This window comes from Dactylosporangium sp. NPDC051541 (genome assembly GCF_044454505.1).
GTDB lineage: Bacteria > Actinomycetota > Actinomycetes > Mycobacteriales > Micromonosporaceae > Dactylosporangium.
In genome coordinates this window covers 191,864-209,530 of sequence record NZ_JBITDU010000005.1, presented here as the reverse complement: position 1 = coordinate 209,530, position 17,667 = coordinate 191,864, and the positions used below count along the sequence as shown (strand labels likewise).

Genomic DNA, 17,667 nt, shown 5'->3' with positions numbered 1-17,667 from the left:
GCTTCGGGCTCCTGGCCGCCTGTTATGACCAACAGTTGTTGCAGGAGCTCGTGAACGCTTGTCCAGGGATTGCGGTCCACGAGCGAGGGCAATCCTGGATTCTCTGCTGGTGTAGCTGGTCCGCGTTCCTGAGCGCGGTGTCTCGATGGGGCCAGAGTTCGAAGCACGGATGCGAGATGGCACAGCCGATCCCGGCCCGCGTGGCCCTCGCGACCGCGGCGTCGAGGGAGAGGTGCCGTTGCGCGTGGGGTCCAGCTGCTTCGACGTCGAAGACCGCCCATGTGTAGTCGTAGTCGGCCTGCAGCTGCTCAGCATGCCGAACGACGGTAAGCGGATCCGCGCCGAGCCCTACGAAGTTGATGCGGGCGGTGGCCAGCCGATACTGCTTTCGGATGCCGTTGAAGTAGATGTCTTCCGTCTTCACGCCTTCGCATACGATCGCGATGGTCTTCGCCTCGGTGGCTGTTCCCGCCCGCCTGGCAAGGGGTCGGCTGCTACGGGTCATGTCTCGTCGGCACTGACGGTGAGGTCGTCAAGCAGCGACCGGTCGAAGAACGGCACAGCACCGTATCGGCCTTGAAGGTAGCGACCCTCCACGTCATCGACGCCGTCGCGCACGCGGCCATATTCTGTCAATGGATAGAGCTTGGTGGCACCGTCCGCTTCCTTGTCGGTCAGCCATACCTGGTCGCGGTGTAGGCGATGCTCGACATGCCGGCCGAGCAGGTTGACGTCGTGGCCGGTGAAGATGAGCTGGGCTCCTCGTGGGTTGGTCCGAGGGTCTTGGAACAGGCCCACCAGCTGCGCGGTCAGCAAAGGGTGCAGGTCGCAGCCGAGATCGTCGACCGTCAGTGGCGAGCCTTGGCGCAGGCTCAGCGTGGCCACCTGGCTCAGACGTAGCCAGGTTTGGGTGCCGGAGGACTCCCATTGCCACGGCAGCGACTCACCGCCGCTGTCGGTCGCGGCTTGATGCACGAGTTCCAGCCGCGGCGACCGTTTGGTCGGCTCTTGCCGGAGTCGCCGCACTCCACCGAAGCCCAGAACCGCTTCGTCGTCGGACCGCTCGACGATCGCGGCGCCGATCACGCCGATGTCCGCATATCGCAGCGCCGCCATGGTCTGTTCGTCGAGCAGCCGGTCCGGGGCCGCCGCGACGCCGGCGGTCGACACTCGTCGCCACGTGTTGAACCAGGACGCGACGGAGCGCAGCCGCGGGTGGTTGTTCGCCGCGGCCGCCGACAGGAACAGGCTGTTCTCCCTGACGAGCTCGGCGATCGTCGCCTTCTGCCCCGTCAGGCTGGGCCCGAAGTCAGTTGTCATCCCGTGGCGTTCGAAGAGTGTGCTGCGCTTGCCCCGGGGCCAGGAGTACAGCCATTCCTCATGGATCGCCGTGTCATCGAGCCGGAATCCGTACTCGTATCGAATTTCCTCGTGGACGAAGTCGAAGAGGAACGTGCTGGGTGCGGTCCTGCTGCCGGTGTCCAGGCGGAAGGGCCAGCGCGGGATCGGCTCTTCCGGCAGCCAGTATTGGTGCGACTCGACCACGACCGCGCGAGCGAAGTCCATGGCCTTCAGGACGTTCGACTTGCCGGAGGCATTCGGCCCGAAGATGCCGACGGCCGGCAGCACGCGTTCCTTGCTCAGCGGTATCCCCGAGGTCGCGAGGTCGGCGTGATGGTCGAGCGCGACCAGGGAGAGTTCTTGCTCGTCCCGGATCGATGCGTAGTTGGTGACACGGAACCGGAGCAACACGACGCCATGATATCAGTTTAGGCCTCGCCAGCGGCAATTTTCGCCACATGCGCGAGATAAATTGTATCTACCGGCCGACCCAGAAGTCGCGGAGCTCGTCCGGCAAGGCGACCGCGACGCCCTCGCCCGCGTAGCACTCGAGTTCGTGCAGGCGCCCCTCGATGACGTGCAGGACCACGTCGGCGCCGTCGCCGGTCGCGTTCACCGACAGCCATTCGGTGTCAGGCAGCTTGGGACCCGTGGTCGAGAGCTGGACCGACGCGCAGCCGCAGTCGCACTTGCCGATGACCTGGGCGGAGGCCAGCTGGGCGCGCAGGCCGGGCCGGTCGGCGTGCTCGACCAGGGCGGTCAGGGCGCGCCGCTCGCCGGGGGTCAGCGGGCGCGGCTGCGGGATGCGGACCAGTTTCACGGCCTCAGTGTGGTGCGGGCACCGCCGTCGGGCCACCACTTTTGGGTGACTCCGAGTATCACCTCCCGCGCGTCGGAGTTAATCCGAACGTGCACTCTCCGAGGCGCTAATCTGCGACTCATCGCAGGTCACGGCGGCGGGGTCGGGGGATTGTCGTGAGCGCGTCCCCACTGTGCGTTGACTCGATATGGGGACGATTGGTCTGATACCCCGTCCGAAGTTGCTCAACGGGAAAAAAGGGGTATCGGCCCGTGCGACTGTACAGATTACTGATAGGCACGGTCCTGGCGGCCGTTGTCTCCGCGCTGTTGCCGAGCGTCACGGCGTTCGCGGTCGGGGCCAACCTCATCGGCAACCCCTCGGCCGAGACGGCGTCCGGGGCCGGGCCCGCGAGCTGGACGTTCGACAAGTGGGGGACCAACACCACCACGTCGGCGTGGCAGAACACCGGCAAGGACGGGCAGAAGAGCCTGGCCGTCACCATGACCGCCCGCACCTCCGGTGACGCGAAGTGGATGGCGGCGCCGGTCACGGTGAAGCCGAGCACGAAGTACGTCGTCTCCGACTGGTACATCGGGACCGTCAAGACCTCCCTCGAGGTCGTCTACACCAACGCCGCCGGCAAGCAGACGTTCGTCTGGCTGGCCGACGCCCCGATCTCGGCCGCCTGGAAGCAGCTGTCGATCGAGTTCACCACGCCCGCCGACGCGGTGAAGGCGTCCGTCTACCACGTGCTGGCGGCCAAGGGCACGCTGCAGACCGACCTGTACTTCCTGGCCGAGTCCGGCGCCTCCGTCCCGACGCCGACGCCCGCGTCGGTCCAGATCACCGCGCCCGCCGAGGGCGCCACCGTCTCCGCCACGCAGCAGGTCACCGCCACCGCCAGCGCCGACGTGCTGGGCGTCAAGTTCGCCGTCGACGGCGTCGACCTGGCCGCCGAGGACACCGCGGCGCCGTTCACCGCCAGCTGGGACTCGAAGAAGGCCACCAACGGCGTCCACACGGTCACCGCCACGGCCCGGACCGCCTCCAGCGCCACGGCCGCGCAGTCGAAGGTCACGGTCACCGTCAACAACACCACCACGACACCGCCGCCCCCGACCACGCCCGGGAACCTGATCGCCAACCCGTCCGTCGAGACCGCGAACGGCACCGCCCCGTCCGGCTGGACCAGCTCCACGTGGGGCACCAACACGACGGTGTTCAGCTACCCGACCACCGGGCACACCGGCGGCCGCAGCGTGAAGACGCAGATCTCGAAGTACACGAACGGCGACTCGAAGTGGAGCCCGGCCGCGGTCACCGTGACGGCCGGCAAGACCTACCAGTACTCCAACTGGTACCAGTCGAACGTCGACAGCGAGATCGACGTCGAGGTCACCATGGCCGACGGGTCGGAGCAGTACGCGTACCTCGCCGCCGCCCCGGCCTCCGCCGCGTGGGCGAAGGTCAGCGCGCAGTACACGGTCCCGGCCGGCGCCACGAAGATCACGGTGTTCCAGGTGCTGGCCAAGGTCGGCTGGGTCACCTCCGACGACTTCGGCCTGGCCGAGTACACCCCGGCCCAGCTCAACCGGGCGCTGGTCAGCCTCACGTTCGACGACGGCTGGAAGTCGCAGTACTCGGCGGGCCTGCCGCTGCTGGACAAGTACAACATGGACGCCACCTACTACGTCCTGACCAGCACCACCGACTATCCGGACTACATGACCAAGGCGGAGATGCTCAACCTCCCCGCGCACGGCATCGAGGTCGCCTCGCACACGGTCGACCACCCGCACCTGCCGACGATGACCGCCGCGCAGATCGACGCCGAACTCAAGGACAGCCAGGCGACGCTGCGGCAGTGGTACGGCAACAACACCGTCGCGAAGAACTTCGCCACGCCGTTCGGCGAGTACAACGCGAACGTGCTCACCAGCAGCAAGAAGTACTACCGCTCGCACCGGTCGACCGACGAGGGGTACAACACCAAGGACAGCACCGACGTCTACAACATCAAGGTGCAGAACATCCTCAACACCACGACGCCGGCGCAGGTCGGCCAGTGGATCGACCAGGCGATCCGGGACAAGAGCTGGCTCGTCCTGGTGTACCACGAGGTGAGCGCGACCGCCGAGGACCCGACCTACGCCGTCACGCCCGCCAACCTGGACAAGGAGCTCCAGCTGATCCAGTCCAAGGCCATCACGGTGAAGACCGTTGACCAGGCCCTGGACGAGGTGGTACCGCAGCTGGCATAGCATGTCGACCGTGGGGTGGATCGCGCGCGGCTTCTGGGGGCTCATCGCCGCCAAGGACCCCGTGGTCCACCCCCGGACCAGGGTCGGCCGCGCGCTGCCCCTGGCCGGCGCGATCGCCGGCATCCTCAGCGGGCTGCTGGCCTTCCAGTACTACCTCGGCAACGTGCCCGAGGCCGAGGGCAGCCACTGGCTGCAGGTCATCGCCTGCTCGATCCTGATCGCCGGGCCGATCGGGATCGTCGCCACCCGCCCGCTGCTGGCCTGGCGCATCGCCTTCTTCGCGGCGATCTACACCACCCTCGCCCTGCAGATCATGCAGGGCACGCCGTGGCCGTTCCAGCCGGTGCAGATCATGAGCTACCCGCTGATCCTCTTCGTCGTGGCCGTCCGGCACCGCCGCGAGATCGTGGTCGCGGTCGGCCTCAGCGCCTTCCTGCTCGTCCTCGCCTACGTCGACCCGGGTAACGTCGCCGGCCTGTTCCTGCTGGTGCTGGCCGTGCTGGTGATCGGCGACCAGATCCGCCGCCGCCGCGAGGTCCAGCGCGAGCTGGCCCAGGAGGCCGAGCGCACGGAGCTGGCCCAGGCCCGCCGGGCGGTCGCCGAGGAGCGCAACCGGATCGCCCGCGAGATGCACGACATCGTCGCGCACCACATGTCCCTCATCGCCGTGCGGGCCGAGACCGCGGTCTACCGGATCGAGGGCGTGCCGCCGGCCGTGGCTGAAGAGCTTCAGGCCATCGCGGGTACTTCCAGAGAGGCGCTCACCGAGATGCGCCGACTGCTCGGGGTCCTCCGCGACGACTCGGTCCCGCTGACCGAGCCGCAGCCGACGCTGGACGAGCTGGCCGGCCTGATCCACGAGGCCCGCGCGGCCGGGGTCCAGATCGAGTTCTCGCCCGCCCCGGGCATCGAGGTCCCGCCCGGCGTCGGCCTGGCCGCCTACCGCATCGTCCAGGAGGCGCTGTCCAACGCCCGCCGCCACGCCGCCGGCGCTCCGGTCGCCATCGTCATCTTCCGCGACCAGGCCGAGCTGCGCGTGTTCGTGCGCAACGAGCCGACGGGCCGCCCGCCGGCCCCGGAGGGCAAGGGCCACGGCCTGATCGGCATGCACGAGCGGGCCACCGCGATCGGTGGCACCCTGCGCGCCGCCCCCGCCGCCGACGGTGGCTACGAGGTCGTCGCCACCCTGCCCCTGGGAGACGCATGATCAAGATCCTCATCGTCGACGACCAGGCGATGGTCCGCCAGGGCTTCGCCGCGCTGCTGGCCGCCCAGCCCGACTTCACCGTGGTCGGCGACGCCCCCGACGGCGAGCAGGGCGTCACCCTGGCCCGCGAGCGCGCCCCCGACGTGGTCCTCATGGACATCCGCATGCCGGTCCTCGACGGCCTGCAGGCGACCCGCCGCATCCTCGACGTCGCCGCCAACCTGCACCGCCCGCGGGTCCTCATCCTGACCACGTTCGACCTCGACGACTACGTCTTCGAGGCGCTGCGCGCGGGCGCGTCCGGCTTCCTGCTCAAGGACGCCCCCGCGGCCGAGCTGGTCAACGCCGTCCGCGTGGTCGCGGCCGGCGAGGGCCTGCTCGCCCCGTCGGTGACCCGCAAGCTCATCGAGGAGTTCGCGGCCCGCCCGCGGGCCGTCACCCACCAGCCGGCCAGGCTGCGCGACCTGACCCCGCGCGAGGTCGAGGTGCTGCGCCTCATCGCCCGCGGCCGCTCCAACGCCGAGATCGCCGACACCCTCGTCGTCGCCGAGCAGACGGTGAAGACCCACGTGAGCCGGGTCCTGCAGAAGCTCGACCTGCGCGACCGGGCCCAGGCCGTCGTCTTCGCCTACGAGACGGGCGTAGTGACGGCGGGGGAGTAGTACCCCGGTAGCACGCCCACATGGCTCCCCGGAGTGACGCCCGCACCCCGGTGCCGGTCCTACCTTCGCGCCATGTTCTCCGTGGACACGATCATCTCCTGGTACCGCGAGCACGCCGCCGACCTGCGCACCGCCCGCGAGGAGCAGCGCGAACTCCTGGCGCAGACCCCGATGCGCCCGAAGCTCGACGACCTCGAGGCCGAGATCGTCTACCTGGCCGTGCGGGCCCTCCGCCCGCACACCGTGCTCGAGGTCGGCACGTTCCACGGCTGGTCGACGTCATGGCTGCTGCGCGCCCTGCGGGACAACGGCGACGGCATCCTGTACAGCTACGACCGCATCCCCCACGCCCGGTACACGCTCCCCGACGACCTGACGAAGACCAGGTGGCGCTTCACGCAGGGCGACGTCCGCACCGCCGACCTCCCGCCCGACCCGGGCTTCGTCCTGATGGACGCCCTGCACACGGCCGGCTTCGCGAAGTGGTACACCGGGGCCGTATTCGACCATTTGAAGCCCGGCGTGGCCGTGGCCGTCCACGACGTCTACCACGGCCGCCGCCCCTGGCCCAACAGCGAGGGCGCCGTCCTCCTGCGCTGGCTGCGCGACCGGAACCTGCCCCACCTGACGGCGTCCCGGCACGGCGACCCGGACGTGCACGACCACCTGACCGGCGTGAAGCGCCGCCTCCGCATGGCCGCCCCGGTCCATAGTGGAAAAGCCGACCCAATGGCCTTCTTCGGTACTGCGGAGTGACCGCGATGACCACTCCGCAGTATGACGATCCGGGTGCTGCCGCATCCCTACGGTCCAACCCATGCGAACGCTCCTGCTGCTTCCCGTCGTCGCCGCCGCGCTGACCGTCTTCGGCCCGACCCGCGCCCCCGCGACGCCGGCCCCCCTGGCACTGCAGGACGTCCGCCTGGCCGACGGCCGCGCCCTGGAGATCGTCGGCGACCTGCAGTCCGCCGAGACGGTGGTAGTCCTGGTCCCGGGCGTGGACACGACCGCCAAGAACTTCGACCGCGGCCTGGCCGGCGTCCAACGCCGAGCCCCGGCCTGGCAGGCGAGACAACTCCACGCCGCCATCGAGTCCCGCGGCGCTCACAACGTGGCGGTGGTGGCCTGGCTCGGCTACCACCCCCCGCACGGCGTAGGCCTGGACGCCGCCCGCGAGGACCTGGCCGCAGCGGGCGCCGCCGCGCTGCGGGAGTTCGTCGCCCGCCTGCCCGGCGAGCGCATCGTGGTCGTAGGCCACAGCTACGGCTCGACGGTGGTAGGCCTGGCCGCTCACAACCTGGACCGCCGCGTGACCGACATCGTGGCCCTGGGCAGCCCCGGCATGGGCGTCGAAAAAGCCACCGACCTCCACACCCCGGCCCACGTGTGGGCCGGCACCGCCGCGAACGACTGGACGAGGCGCGTCCCGGGCCTCAAAATCGTCGGCGCCGGCCACGGCACCCACGTCTACGACCCCGCCTTCGGCGCCACCCCCATCCCGGTAACCGGCGTAGACGGCCACGACGGCTACTTCGAACCGACCTCCGAAGCCCTCCACGCGATCGCCGCGCTCACCACCAGTACCCCCGCCGCCGCTTCTCGCTTGTAGCTTCTGTCCCTGGGACCGGGAGACCTACCCTGAGCTGCGGGGACCCGGGCACACTGGGAGTATGGCGAGCGAGCATCCGTATGCGCAGGAGCTGGGGGAGTTTCTCCGGGCTCGGCGCGGTCAGTTGCGGCCGGAGGACGTCGGGCTGGAGCCGGGTGGGCGGCGGAAGGTGGCTGGGCTGCGGCGGGAGGAGATCGCGCTGCTGGCCGGGCTGAGCACTGATTACTACCAGCGGATGGAGCAGGGGCGGGAGGTGCGGCCGTCCGACGATGTGCTCGACGCCATCGCGGGGGCGCTCGAGCTTGACGGGGCGGAGCGGCGGCATCTGTTCGCGCTGGCGCGGGCGGCTCGGCGGCCGGGGCACAGCCATCCGCGGCGGGAGGCGGAGGTCGTGCCGGACAGCACGCGGCGGTTGTTGCACGTCATGAACACGCCGGCGCTCGTGTTGGGGCGGCATCTGGACGTGCTGGCGTGCAACTTCATGGCCGAGGCGCTGTTGGGGGACCCGGAGTCGCTGCCGCCGGACGAGCGCAACATGCTGACCGTCATCTTCAGCGATCCGGAGTCGGCGCTGCGGTGTGCGGACTGGGAGGACATGGCGATCCAGTACATCGGGATGATGCGCGCCGCGGTCGCCGCCGACCCCACCCATCCGCGGGCCACCGCGATCGTCGGGCGGCTCAGCATCGGCAGCGCGGAGTTCCGGCGGCTGTGGGCGCGCCACGACGTGGCCGAAGAGGTGCACGGGACGAAGACGTTCCGGCATCACGAGGTCGGCGACATGACGCTCGACTGGGACACCTACCCGCTGCCCGGCAACCCCGGGCCGGTCATGCTCGTCTACACCGCCGAACCCGGGTCGCCCGACGCTGAGCGGCTGCAGTTGCTCGCTTCGCTCCACGCGACGCGGCGAAGCTAGGCCTGCCCGGCGAGGTGTTCGAGGATGGCGGCGGCCGGTCTGCGCGGGCGGACCCCGGGTCGCCTGATGCTGAGCGGCTGCAGTTGCTCGCTTCGCTCCATGCGACGCGGCGAAGCTAGGCCTGCCTGGCGATGCTAGGCCTGCCCGGCGAAGCTGAGTCTGCCCGGCGAGACCAGGCCTGTCCGGCGACGCTAGGCGTGCCCGGCAAGGTGCTAGGCGTGCCCGGCAAGGTGCTCGAGGGTGGCCTTGGCCGGGCCGGTCCGGGCGTGGCGGAAGCCGGTGCCGGCCCACAGGTTGACCCGGTCGGCGTCACCGGCCTGGGCGGCGGCCCGGCGCAGCGGGGTCGTGAGGTGGTGCACGGCCGGGTAGCCCAGCGGGGCCGAGTCGTGGTGGCGGTTGACGAAGCCGTTGCGCAGGGCCCGGGCCGGGCGGCCGCTGAACGCGCGGGTCAGAACGGTGTCGCCGGCACCGGCGGCGAGGGCGGACTTGTGGACGGGCGAAGCGCCGCTCTCGTCGGTGCGCAGCAGAACCGTGCCCACCATGACGTGTTCCGCACCGGCGGCGAGGGCGGCCGTCACGTCCTGCGGCGTTCCGACGCCACCGGCCGCGATCAGGGGTAGGTCGACCACTGACCGTACCGATGCCACCAAATCCGATAAATTACGAAAAGTCGGAAATGTTCGGGGCGTGAACGTGCCCGAATGTGCCCCCGCGGCCGCCGACTGCACGATCAAACCGTCCACGCCGAGCCGCGCCGCCGCCTGAGCCTCCACAGTGGACGTCACCGTCTGCAGGACCACGGTGCCGGCCCGGCGCAGCGCTGTAACAGTTTCAGCCGGCGGCAGTGCGAACGTGAACGACACCACCGGGGCCGGGCGGGCGAGCAGCAAACCGACCTTCGCCGCCCAGTCGTCGTCGTTCTCGACCAGCGCGGCCCCGGCCAGGTCGAGCCCGAACACGTCGGCCTCCGGCCGCAGCTCCTCCGCATACCGCCGGAACGCCGACGGGTCCACCGGCACCGGGTTGGGCGCGAATACGTTCACCCCGAACGCGTTCCCCCCGAGCGCGCCGCTGACCTGGTCGAGCTGCGCCGCGAGTGCCACCGCGGTCCGGTAGCCGGCGGCCAGGAACCCCAGCGATCCGGCCCCCGCGGCCGCCACGACCAGCTCGGGCGTCGACGGGCCCCCGGCCATCGGCGCGGCCAGCACGGGTGACGAAACCTGCAGCAGCGAGCTCATTCCGGCATTCTGTCAGCCCTGCTGCAACGCGTCCTCGACGCTTGTTTCAGTACGCCCCAGAAACACCGGATCTCGGCCGCTGAGCACGTCGAACGCCGCCTTGTCGGCCGCGCCGTACTCCCGTAGCGACGCCTGCCACCACGGCCCGTGGAACTGTTCCATCGTCCGGTCCCCGACGCCGTCCGCATGGATCCCCAGGTGGCGGCAGAGGGCGACGGCGCGCGGGACGTGGAAGGCCTGTGAAACGACGATCAGCCGGTCGACGCCGAAGATCCGCTTCGCGCGGGCGCAGGAGTCGTAGGTGTCGAAGCCCGCGTGGTCCTCGATGATCCGCCCGGCCGGGACGCCGCGGGCGTTGAGCCACAGCCACATGGCGCCCGGTTCGTCGTAGCCCCAGTCCATGTGGTCGCCGGAGACCAGGATGGCCTTGACCTTGCCGGCCGCGTACAGCTGCCGGGCGATCTCCAGCCGCGCGGCCAGGAACGGCGAGGGAGAGCCGTCGTCGTACACCTGCGCGCCGAGGACCAGCGCGACCGGCGCCGCCGGCACGTCGTCGACGCTGTAGACGTGATCGTGCGCCGCCGACTGCAGCCACATGCTCGCCTCGGCGGTCATCAGGCCGCCCGCCACAGCCACCGCGACGCCGAACCTCATCACGCCGCCGAGCCTCCTCGCGACGCGAAGCCTCCACGCGGTGCCGAGCCTCACCATGCGCCGCCGCCAGGTCCGGTACATGCCCCCGAGGATCGCGTTCACCTGCGAATTCTCAAGGGTACGGCGTCAATCCGACAGGGGCCTCCACGAATTCTCCACACGCGCGATCCCGGCCGCCAGCTCGGCCTCCGTGATCAGCCGTTCGTGGGTGCCGGCGAACCCGCAGGCGAACGCCCCGGCGACGGCGCCGGCCCGCATGCACTCCGCGAGTGGGCGGCCGCGCAGCCAGCGGCTCATGAACGCGGTGCTGAACGCGTCGCCGGCGCCGTTGGAGTCGACGGCCGCGTGTTCCAGTGGCACGACGGGGCAGCGGAGCCGGGTCGCTCCGGTCAGGACGCGGCTGCCGCCGGCCCCCTCGGTGGCGACCACCGTCGACGCGCGGCCCTCGGTCAGGATGCGGCGCATGACGTCGTCGACGCGGTCGGGTACCCCCTCCGAGGAGAGGAACACGAGATCCGCTTCGCCGGCCATCGGCCACGCCCAGTCGTCGGTGCCGTTCCACGTATGGACATCCGTGGACGTGGTGATGCCCAGCTCCCGGGCCCGGGCCCAGACGGCCGGGGTGCGCTGGGTGGCGACGTGCACGTGGGCGGCCCGTTCGACGAGGGGCAGATAGGAGTCCTCGGGATAGACGTACCCGGCTGGGTAACGGCCGTCGAAGAACGAGAACCGGCGGCCGGCGGCGTCGACGAAGTTGACGCTGCGCGGTGTTCCGTTCGGGGCCGGGTGCGAAACAAAGTCAAGGCCCGTCTGCCGGTACCGCGCCCGGATCGACTCGCCCTGCGGGTCCTCGCCGAGCGCGTCGGCGAACCGGGTCCGCAGGCCCAGCGCGTGCAGCCCGAGGGCCACGCCATTGCCCGAGTGGGCGACGTAGTCGTGGATCGGCGGCACGGGCAGGCTGTCACCGGGCGGGAACGCGAACTCCGGCACCCGCACGATGGTGTCGATGCCGGCTCCCCCGAGGACCAGCACATCACTCTCGATCATGCGGTCGAGCATATTCGGCGGGATTGGACATCGAGGGGGATGATGGACGGACAACCCAACCGCCAGGGGGTGCGCCGCCGGCATGGCCGATACGGGGGAAGACGGCAACAACGGGAACACCAGCAACAACGGCGAAAGCGGCAACAACGGGAACAACGGCAGCAACGGCCGCGAATCGGCGCGGCCGCTGGTCTCGGTGCTGGTGGCGCTGTTCACCGGGGCCGGGATCGCCCTGCAGCAGCTCTCCACCGGCGAGCCGGCCTCGTTCGCGCAGTGGGCGATGCTCGTCGGCGGCTCGCTGATCGGCGGGCTCGGCGGCCTGCTCGCGGCCGGGCTGTTCGAGTCGCTGCTGCACTGGTCCGGTGACGTGTTGCAGAAACTCCGGTCGCTGCTGCGGCCGCGCGTCATCGCGTTCGTCGGCGGGTTGTGCATCACCGCCCTGGCCGTGGGCTACTTCGTGCCGCCGGTCATCGACTTCACCGACCGCTGGCTGCACGGCTGCCCGCGGCCGGCCGGGGTCCGGGTGCTCACGTCACAGGAGCAGCTCGACGCGGTACGGCAACTCGCCGACGCGTACGAGTCGGCGACGGCCGCGGCGGGCCACGGCTGCCCGGCGGCCGAGCTGTACGTGTACGCGGCCCGCCCGGCCGACGCCCGCGACGCGATCGGCTCCGGCTGGACCAATGACGCGCTCGGCCAGATCGGCCCGCGGCCCGACGTGTGGCTGCCCGACTCCACCGCCGACGTCGACGCGGCCCGGGACGCGGCCGCGAAGTTCGCCGTCCCCGTCCCCATCGCCGAGCAGCGGGTCATCGCCGCCTCCCCGATCGTGCTCGGTGTGCCGGCCGCCGCGGTTCCCGGCGATCTGGCCGACCGGCGCGAGGACCTGACCTGGAAGCAGCTGTGGGACGAGGTCGCGCGGCGCGGCTGGGACGTGCTGCGCCCCGACCCGGCGGTGTCCGGGGCCGGGGCCCTGGCGACGACGGTGCTCTACGACCGCACGCACCTCGATGGCCCGGCCGCCCGCACGGTCGAGCAGCGCATCGAGCGGTCCCTGGACGCGGGCGGGTTTCCGCTCGGCGACAGCACCGAACTCCTGTGCCGCAAACGCGCCGAGGACCCGCACCGAGCCGCGGTCCTGACGACCGAGCAGGCGCTCGTGCGGTACAACCAAGGCTTGGGCTGTGGCTTTGACCAGGGGCCGCCGGGCACCGGGGACAGTCTGGTCGCGTTCTATCCGACCGACACCGTCGGCGCCGATCATCCCCTCGTCCGGCTCGGCTGGGACACCACCGCGGCCACGACCACCGCCGCCGTGAAGGATCTGGAGAGCTGGCTGGGGCGGGACGAGGGCAAGCGGGCCCTGGTCCGGGCGGCGCTGCGGCCGCCGCCCCTGTTCGACGTGGCCGAGCCGCTGACCGAGCGCTTCGGCGCGCACGCCGGCGTCGTGTTCGAGCGCCGCCCACCGCCGCCGGACACCATCAGGACGACCCTGCGGCGCTACTCCCAGGCTCGACGCCCGGGCCGGGTCCTGCTCGCCATGGACGTCTCCGGCTCCATGCAGACCCTCGCGGGCGGCCGGCAGACCCGGTTCCAGATCGCCACCGCCGGTGTCGGCAAAGCCCTTGACCTGATGAGCGGGCGCGACGAGTTCGGCCTGCGGGTGTTTCCCGGTGCCGGCCCCGACATCGTCGCGCTGGGCCGGGCCGACGTGCCGGTCGACGGGGTACCGCGGGCCAAGGCGGCCGTCGACGGCCTGGCGAAGGTGAAGCCGGGCGGCGACACGCCGCTGCTGCCCACGATCGCCGACGGCGTCCGGGATGCGGCCGCCGGCAAGGACGAGCAGATCGCCGGCCTGGTCGTGCTCACGGACGGCAGCGACACCAGCGGCGTGGACCCGGCGAGCATCGACGCCCAGGTCCGCGGCAAGGGCGTCCGGGTCTTCGTCATCGCGATCGGCGAGGCCAGCTGCGGCGCGTTCGCCCTGCGCGACATCACCGCGCACACCGGGGGCGCGTGCTACGACGCCGCCCCGGACGCGATCGGCGACATCCTCCAGGATTTGTTCGGCCTGCTCTGGGGAGGCGAGCCCACGAATGGCACGTAAGGTTCTGCGCTTCCTGCGCCGGCACTGGCGCCTGCTGACCGCGGCCGCCGCCGGTGCCGTGCTGGCCCTGCTGGTGAACGCGTTCGTGGTGCCGTGGTTCCACGACGACCACGCGCCGGAGGACGGCGAGCTGGTGATCCTCAGCGGCCGCGACGACGGCTACGGCAACCAGCGCCAGGCCCTGGTCGACCAGTGGAACGCGCTGCACCCGCGCAGCCCGGCCCGCATCGAGCAGCTCGCCGCGGTGGCCGACGCCCAGCGCAGCGAGATGGTCGCCCGGGCGCAGGGCAGCGGCCGGGGCGACGCCGACATCTACAACCTCGACGTGACCTGGACGGCGGAGTTCGCGTCGCAGGGGTACATCCGCGCCGTCGACGACGCCGACACGACCGGCTTCCTGGCCGCCCCGCTGCGGACGTGCACCTACGACGGCCGGCTGTGGGCGCTGCCGTTCAACACGGACGCGGGCCTGCTGTACTACCGCGACAACTACGTGGGCACCGCCCCGACGAGCTGGCCCCAGCTGGTCGCCCAGGCCCAGTCGGTCCTGACCGGCTTCGGCGCCCTGAGCAGCGACGGCACCCGCCCGACGGCCGGCTACGCGGGCCAGCTGGCCGACTACGAGGGCCTGACCGTCAACGCCCTGGAGGCGATCTGGGCCGCCGGTGGCGACGTGGTCGACGGCGACGGCAAGGTGGTCATCGACTCCGCGGAGGCCCAGGAGGGCCTGCACCGCCTGGCCGAGGGCCTGAACCGCTCCGCGCCGCAGGTGATCCTGCCGGAGTCGGCCAACTTCGACGAGCAGGCCGCCACCCAGGCCTTCGCCGAGGGCAAGGTCCTGTTCATGCGCAACTGGCCGGTCGCGCACCGCACCCTGGACCCGCCGCCCGCGCTCGCCCCGCCGCCGGGCGCCACGCCGGGCCCGGCCGCGACACCGGCGGACACCCGCCCGGCGCTGGAGTTCGAGGTGACCCGCCTGCCGGGGCCGAGCGCGCTCGGCGGGCAGAACCTGGCCGTCTCCGCACACAGCCGCCACCCGGACGCGGCCCGGCAACTGATCGCGTTCCTGACGAGCGAGCGCAGCCAGCAGATCCTGTTCGAACGCGGCGGCTTCGCGGCGACCCGCGAGATCGTCTACCGCGACGCCGAGGTGATCCAGCGGTACCGCTATGCGCCGACCCTGCTGGAAGCGATCCGCAACGCCCGCACGCGCCCGGTGACCCCGCACTACGCCCAGTTCTCGGAGACCTTCCGCGCGATCGTCCGCCAGGCCCTCGCCGACGGCGGCCAGCTCCCGGCCGACGCCAAAGCGAGGCTGGAGGCCGCGCTGCAGGGCTACAAGCGCTGACGCTTCGCCCGCGGGGTGGACGGGGGCCGGTGCTGATGGCCGCCGGCGCGGAGGTGCCCGGGGGCGCGCTGGGCGGTTCTCGGGGTGGACGGCGTGGTCGGCGAGGTGCTGACGCAGACCGGCCAGGCCCGGAAGTCGCGGTGCTCGGCCCAGATCCAGTGCGCGGCCTGGATGTTCCACTCCGGGTCGAGGGCGACGCGCTGCGTGCCGTCGTAGCGGCCCAGCACCTCGTCGCTCAGCTGGAACACGCCCCAGCCGCCGTCCGGGTCCGGGCCGACCCACAGGGCGTCCAGGTGGGAACGGCAGCGGGCGACGTGGACGGCCTCGTCGCCGGCCGTGGGGTTGCGGAACACCTCGCGGATGCGCCGCTCGATCCGCTCCTCGGACCAGGTCCGCATCGAGATCCGGCCGGATACCAGGGCCTTCCTGGTGGCGTCGTCGACCCGGCCCGTCGGGGGCAGCCCGGCCAGCACCTGGAACGCGATCACCCGGCGGCGGGTCTCGGTGCTGAAGTTCGCGTCGACGGTGAGCGAGGTGCCGCTCTGGATCAGCAGGACCTGGATCTCCCGGACACACTCGCCGTGCTCACCCAGGCCGACGACGGCGGCGCAGGCCGCGGCCTTCAGCTCGGTGGCCGCACCGCCGCCCCGCGGCGGGCCGGAGCCGCTGAGCGCGTTGAGCACGAGCAGGCCGAACAGGGCGAAGATCGCCACGGCGGCCCGGTCCGGTAGACGGCGGTTCCAGCGGCGGCGTGACGGCGGCGGCCGGTCGGCGGCCGGCGGAGGCGCGGGCGCGGGCACAAGGGCGGGCTCGGGCGGCTTCCCCGGCGCGGGCCGGGTCGTGGCCAGCACCCACATCCGGTGCAGGTCCAGCAGCTCCCCGCGGCCGGCCCCGCAGGCGCGGGCCAGCCGGCTGACCGTGTCGAAGTCCGGCGGCACCCCGGTCCCCGAGCAGTAGCGGTGCACGCTGGACCGGCTGAGCGCGGCCCGGGCCGCGAGCTCCGTGTAGCTACATCCGGTGGCCTCCTTGAGGGTGGTCAAACGCTGGGCCAGTTCACTTGACGCATCGACTGCCATTGCTACCCCGTGATGTGCGTAAGTGGGCAATGTAGCCGATCCGGCCGTCGGGTACCGACCCCCTGACAAAGACCTCCGAACTTCTATAAAAACCCCCGAACCATGGCAAACGGCCCCGAACCGTCAGGGACGGTCCGGGGCCGGTGGGGGAGGTGGGGACGTCAGTCGCGGATCTTGTTGTACCGCCAGGGCTTGTAGCCGTTGTTCTTGGCCGTGCTGACGTAGAGCTTGTAGTGGTTCATGTCCGAGCTGGGGTTGCCCTCCTCGTACAGCCAGAACCGGGTGTGCGCCTTGTTGGCCCACTTCTCGAACAGCTGCACGTGGTGGCCGCTGCGCAGGACCATGTCGCCCGGCTTGAGGCTGGACCAGTTGATCCGGTGCGACACCCCGTCGAGCGTCCGGGTGGTGCGGCTGGAGGTCAGCGCCCACGACATCGACACGAAGCCGGAGCAGTCGGTGCGGAACTTCTTGCCGTGGTTGACGTCCCACGCGTAGGCGCTCTGGCTGTACTGCACGTTGCGGCTGTACCAGTTCTTGGCCCGCGCGACCACCTTGCTGCGCTTGATCGGCTTGCCGTACTTCAGGGCCGCGGCCGCCGCGGCCAGCGTGGTCGTCCCCGCGTCGGGGGCGTCCTCCTCGCCCTCGGGCGCCACGTAGTCGGCGTCCGGCTCGACACCCTTCTCCGCGCCGCCGACCGCCGGTACGGTGGCGTCGACGTCGGTCGCCGGGTCGTAGTCGGCCGGGGGCAGCGCGTCGTCCGCGTCGGCCGGCGGGGCCTGCTCGACGATGCGGTCGGCGCCGTCGATGGCGTCGGGGTCGGCCGGTGCCTCGCCCGGGCACCAGCCGTCGTTGCCGGTGGGGACCTCTTCGACCTGCTTGGCGTGCTCGATGTACATCCAGCCCTGCTGCTGGGTCCCGTCGATGCGGCCCCAGATCCAGGTGTTGCCGTAGTCGTTCTCGATCGTGCACCAGGTCCAGATCTTCGTGTTCGCCGCGACCGTCTGGAACACGCCGCACGTGTTGTACGGGGCCTTGTGCAGCGGCGCGCTCTCGCCCAGGACGATGAACCCGTCGTCGTTGTTGGCCACCGGCTGGCTGCCGCAGCCCGCCGCCGCGTAGGCCCAGTTCTGGATGGCCAGGCTCGGCACGACACCGGCGAGCAGCGCTCCCACGGCCAGCGGTACGGCACGGCGCGCCCAGCGCCGCCGGGATGCTTGGTGAGTCATCCGTCAGTCCCCTCTGCCGGCCCCCGTGATGGTGCCGGCCGGTCATCGACATGCCCGGTGGTACCGGGCCGGGCGGCCGACGGGATTCCATCGACCGCGATGAGGACCGTGGCAGGGCCGCCGGTAGCGTGGCAACGGCTGGCCACCAACTTGGGACGCCGGGACGCCGA

General features: G+C 71.3%; 16 protein-coding genes. 8 read left to right on the top strand and 8 right to left on the bottom strand.

Annotated elements, in window-relative coordinates:
- Positions 1 to 22: 22 nt before the first annotated feature.
- The 3 genes from ACIA8L_RS24775 to ACIA8L_RS24765 form a co-directional block, all read right to left on the bottom strand.
- Positions 23 to 505, bottom strand: a complete 483-nt coding sequence (locus ACIA8L_RS24775; RefSeq protein ID WP_395908425.1) for an RloB family protein — start codon at positions 503 to 505, stop codon at positions 23 to 25.
- Positions 502 to 1,752 (bottom strand): ATP/GTP-binding protein, encoded by a 1,251-nt coding sequence (locus ACIA8L_RS24770; RefSeq protein WP_395908422.1) that lies wholly within the window; start codon positions 1,750 to 1,752, stop codon positions 502 to 504. Before ACIA8L_RS24770 ends, ACIA8L_RS24775 begins: the two co-directional genes overlap by 4 nt.
- A 67-nt stretch (positions 1,753 to 1,819) precedes the next feature.
- Positions 1,820 to 2,161, bottom strand: a complete 342-nt coding sequence (locus ACIA8L_RS24765; protein ID WP_395908419.1) for a hypothetical protein — start codon at positions 2,159 to 2,161, stop codon at positions 1,820 to 1,822.
- A gap of 251 nt (positions 2,162 to 2,412) precedes the next feature.
- On the opposite strand from ACIA8L_RS24765, the gene ACIA8L_RS24760 reads away from it, so the two are divergent.
- The 6 genes from ACIA8L_RS24760 to ACIA8L_RS24735 all read left to right on the top strand — a co-directional run bounded on the left by ACIA8L_RS24760 (position 2,413) and on the right by ACIA8L_RS24735 (position 8,801).
- On the top strand, positions 2,413 to 4,404 hold the full coding sequence (locus tag ACIA8L_RS24760) for a polysaccharide deacetylase family protein (RefSeq protein ID WP_395908417.1): 1,992 nt from the start codon (positions 2,413 to 2,415) through the stop codon (positions 4,402 to 4,404).
- Between the two features lie 10 nt (positions 4,405 to 4,414).
- Positions 4,415 to 5,611, top strand: coding sequence for a sensor histidine kinase (locus ACIA8L_RS24755; protein WP_395908414.1), 1,197 nt, complete (start codon positions 4,415 to 4,417; stop codon positions 5,609 to 5,611).
- Positions 5,608 to 6,273 carry a response regulator gene (locus ACIA8L_RS24750; RefSeq protein WP_395908411.1) on the top strand — a complete coding sequence of 222 codons (666 nt, stop codon included), beginning with the start codon at positions 5,608 to 5,610 and terminating at the stop codon, positions 6,271 to 6,273. The genes ACIA8L_RS24755 and ACIA8L_RS24750 overlap by 4 nt, the downstream gene beginning before the upstream one ends.
- A 72-nt stretch (positions 6,274 to 6,345) precedes the next feature.
- Positions 6,346 to 7,029, top strand: coding sequence for a class I SAM-dependent methyltransferase (locus ACIA8L_RS24745; protein ID WP_395908409.1), 684 nt, complete (start codon positions 6,346 to 6,348; stop codon positions 7,027 to 7,029).
- 61 nt (positions 7,030 to 7,090) lie between these two features.
- On the top strand, positions 7,091 to 7,882 hold the full coding sequence (locus tag ACIA8L_RS24740; protein WP_395908407.1) for an alpha/beta fold hydrolase: 792 nt from the start codon (positions 7,091 to 7,093) through the stop codon (positions 7,880 to 7,882).
- Between the two features lie 61 nt (positions 7,883 to 7,943).
- On the top strand, positions 7,944 to 8,801 hold the full coding sequence (locus tag ACIA8L_RS24735; protein WP_395908405.1) for a helix-turn-helix transcriptional regulator: 858 nt from the start codon (positions 7,944 to 7,946) through the stop codon (positions 8,799 to 8,801).
- Between the two features lie 212 nt (positions 8,802 to 9,013).
- Here ACIA8L_RS24735 and ACIA8L_RS24730 read toward each other — a convergent pair whose 3' ends face one another.
- The 3 genes from ACIA8L_RS24730 to ACIA8L_RS24720 are packed head-to-tail and all read right to left on the bottom strand — an operon-like array spanning position 9,014 to position 11,740.
- Positions 9,014 to 10,039, bottom strand: a complete 1,026-nt coding sequence (locus ACIA8L_RS24730; RefSeq protein WP_395908402.1) for a nitronate monooxygenase — start codon at positions 10,037 to 10,039, stop codon at positions 9,014 to 9,016.
- A 12-nt stretch (positions 10,040 to 10,051) separates the two neighbouring features.
- Positions 10,052 to 10,795, bottom strand: a complete 744-nt coding sequence (locus tag ACIA8L_RS24725) for a vancomycin high temperature exclusion protein (protein WP_395908398.1) — start codon at positions 10,793 to 10,795, stop codon at positions 10,052 to 10,054.
- Between the two features lie 24 nt (positions 10,796 to 10,819).
- Complete coding sequence (locus tag ACIA8L_RS24720; protein WP_395908397.1) at positions 10,820 to 11,740, bottom strand: carbohydrate kinase family protein; 921 nt, start codon at positions 11,738 to 11,740, stop codon at positions 10,820 to 10,822.
- Between the two features lie 82 nt (positions 11,741 to 11,822).
- Between ACIA8L_RS24720 and ACIA8L_RS24715 the strand changes: the two genes are divergently transcribed.
- Together ACIA8L_RS24715 and ACIA8L_RS24710 are read left to right on the top strand one after the other, a co-directional pair.
- Complete coding sequence (locus ACIA8L_RS24715) at positions 11,823 to 13,847, top strand: substrate-binding domain-containing protein (protein ID WP_395908394.1); 2,025 nt, start codon at positions 11,823 to 11,825, stop codon at positions 13,845 to 13,847.
- Positions 13,837 to 15,195, top strand: a complete 1,359-nt coding sequence (locus ACIA8L_RS24710; protein WP_395908392.1) for an extracellular solute-binding protein — start codon at positions 13,837 to 13,839, stop codon at positions 15,193 to 15,195. The genes ACIA8L_RS24715 and ACIA8L_RS24710 overlap by 11 nt, the downstream gene beginning before the upstream one ends.
- Here the strand turns inward: ACIA8L_RS24710 and ACIA8L_RS24705 are convergent.
- Positions 15,183 to 16,271, bottom strand: a complete 1,089-nt coding sequence (locus ACIA8L_RS24705; protein ID WP_395908389.1) for a helix-turn-helix domain-containing protein — start codon at positions 16,269 to 16,271, stop codon at positions 15,183 to 15,185. The genes ACIA8L_RS24710 and ACIA8L_RS24705 overlap by 13 nt on opposite strands.
- Positions 16,272 to 16,432: 161 nt before the next feature.
- Positions 16,433 to 17,497 carry a hypothetical protein gene (locus tag ACIA8L_RS24700; RefSeq protein ID WP_395908386.1) on the bottom strand — a complete coding sequence of 355 codons (1,065 nt, stop codon included), beginning with the start codon at positions 17,495 to 17,497 and terminating at the stop codon, positions 16,433 to 16,435.
- Positions 17,498 to 17,667: the final 170 nt, after the last annotated feature.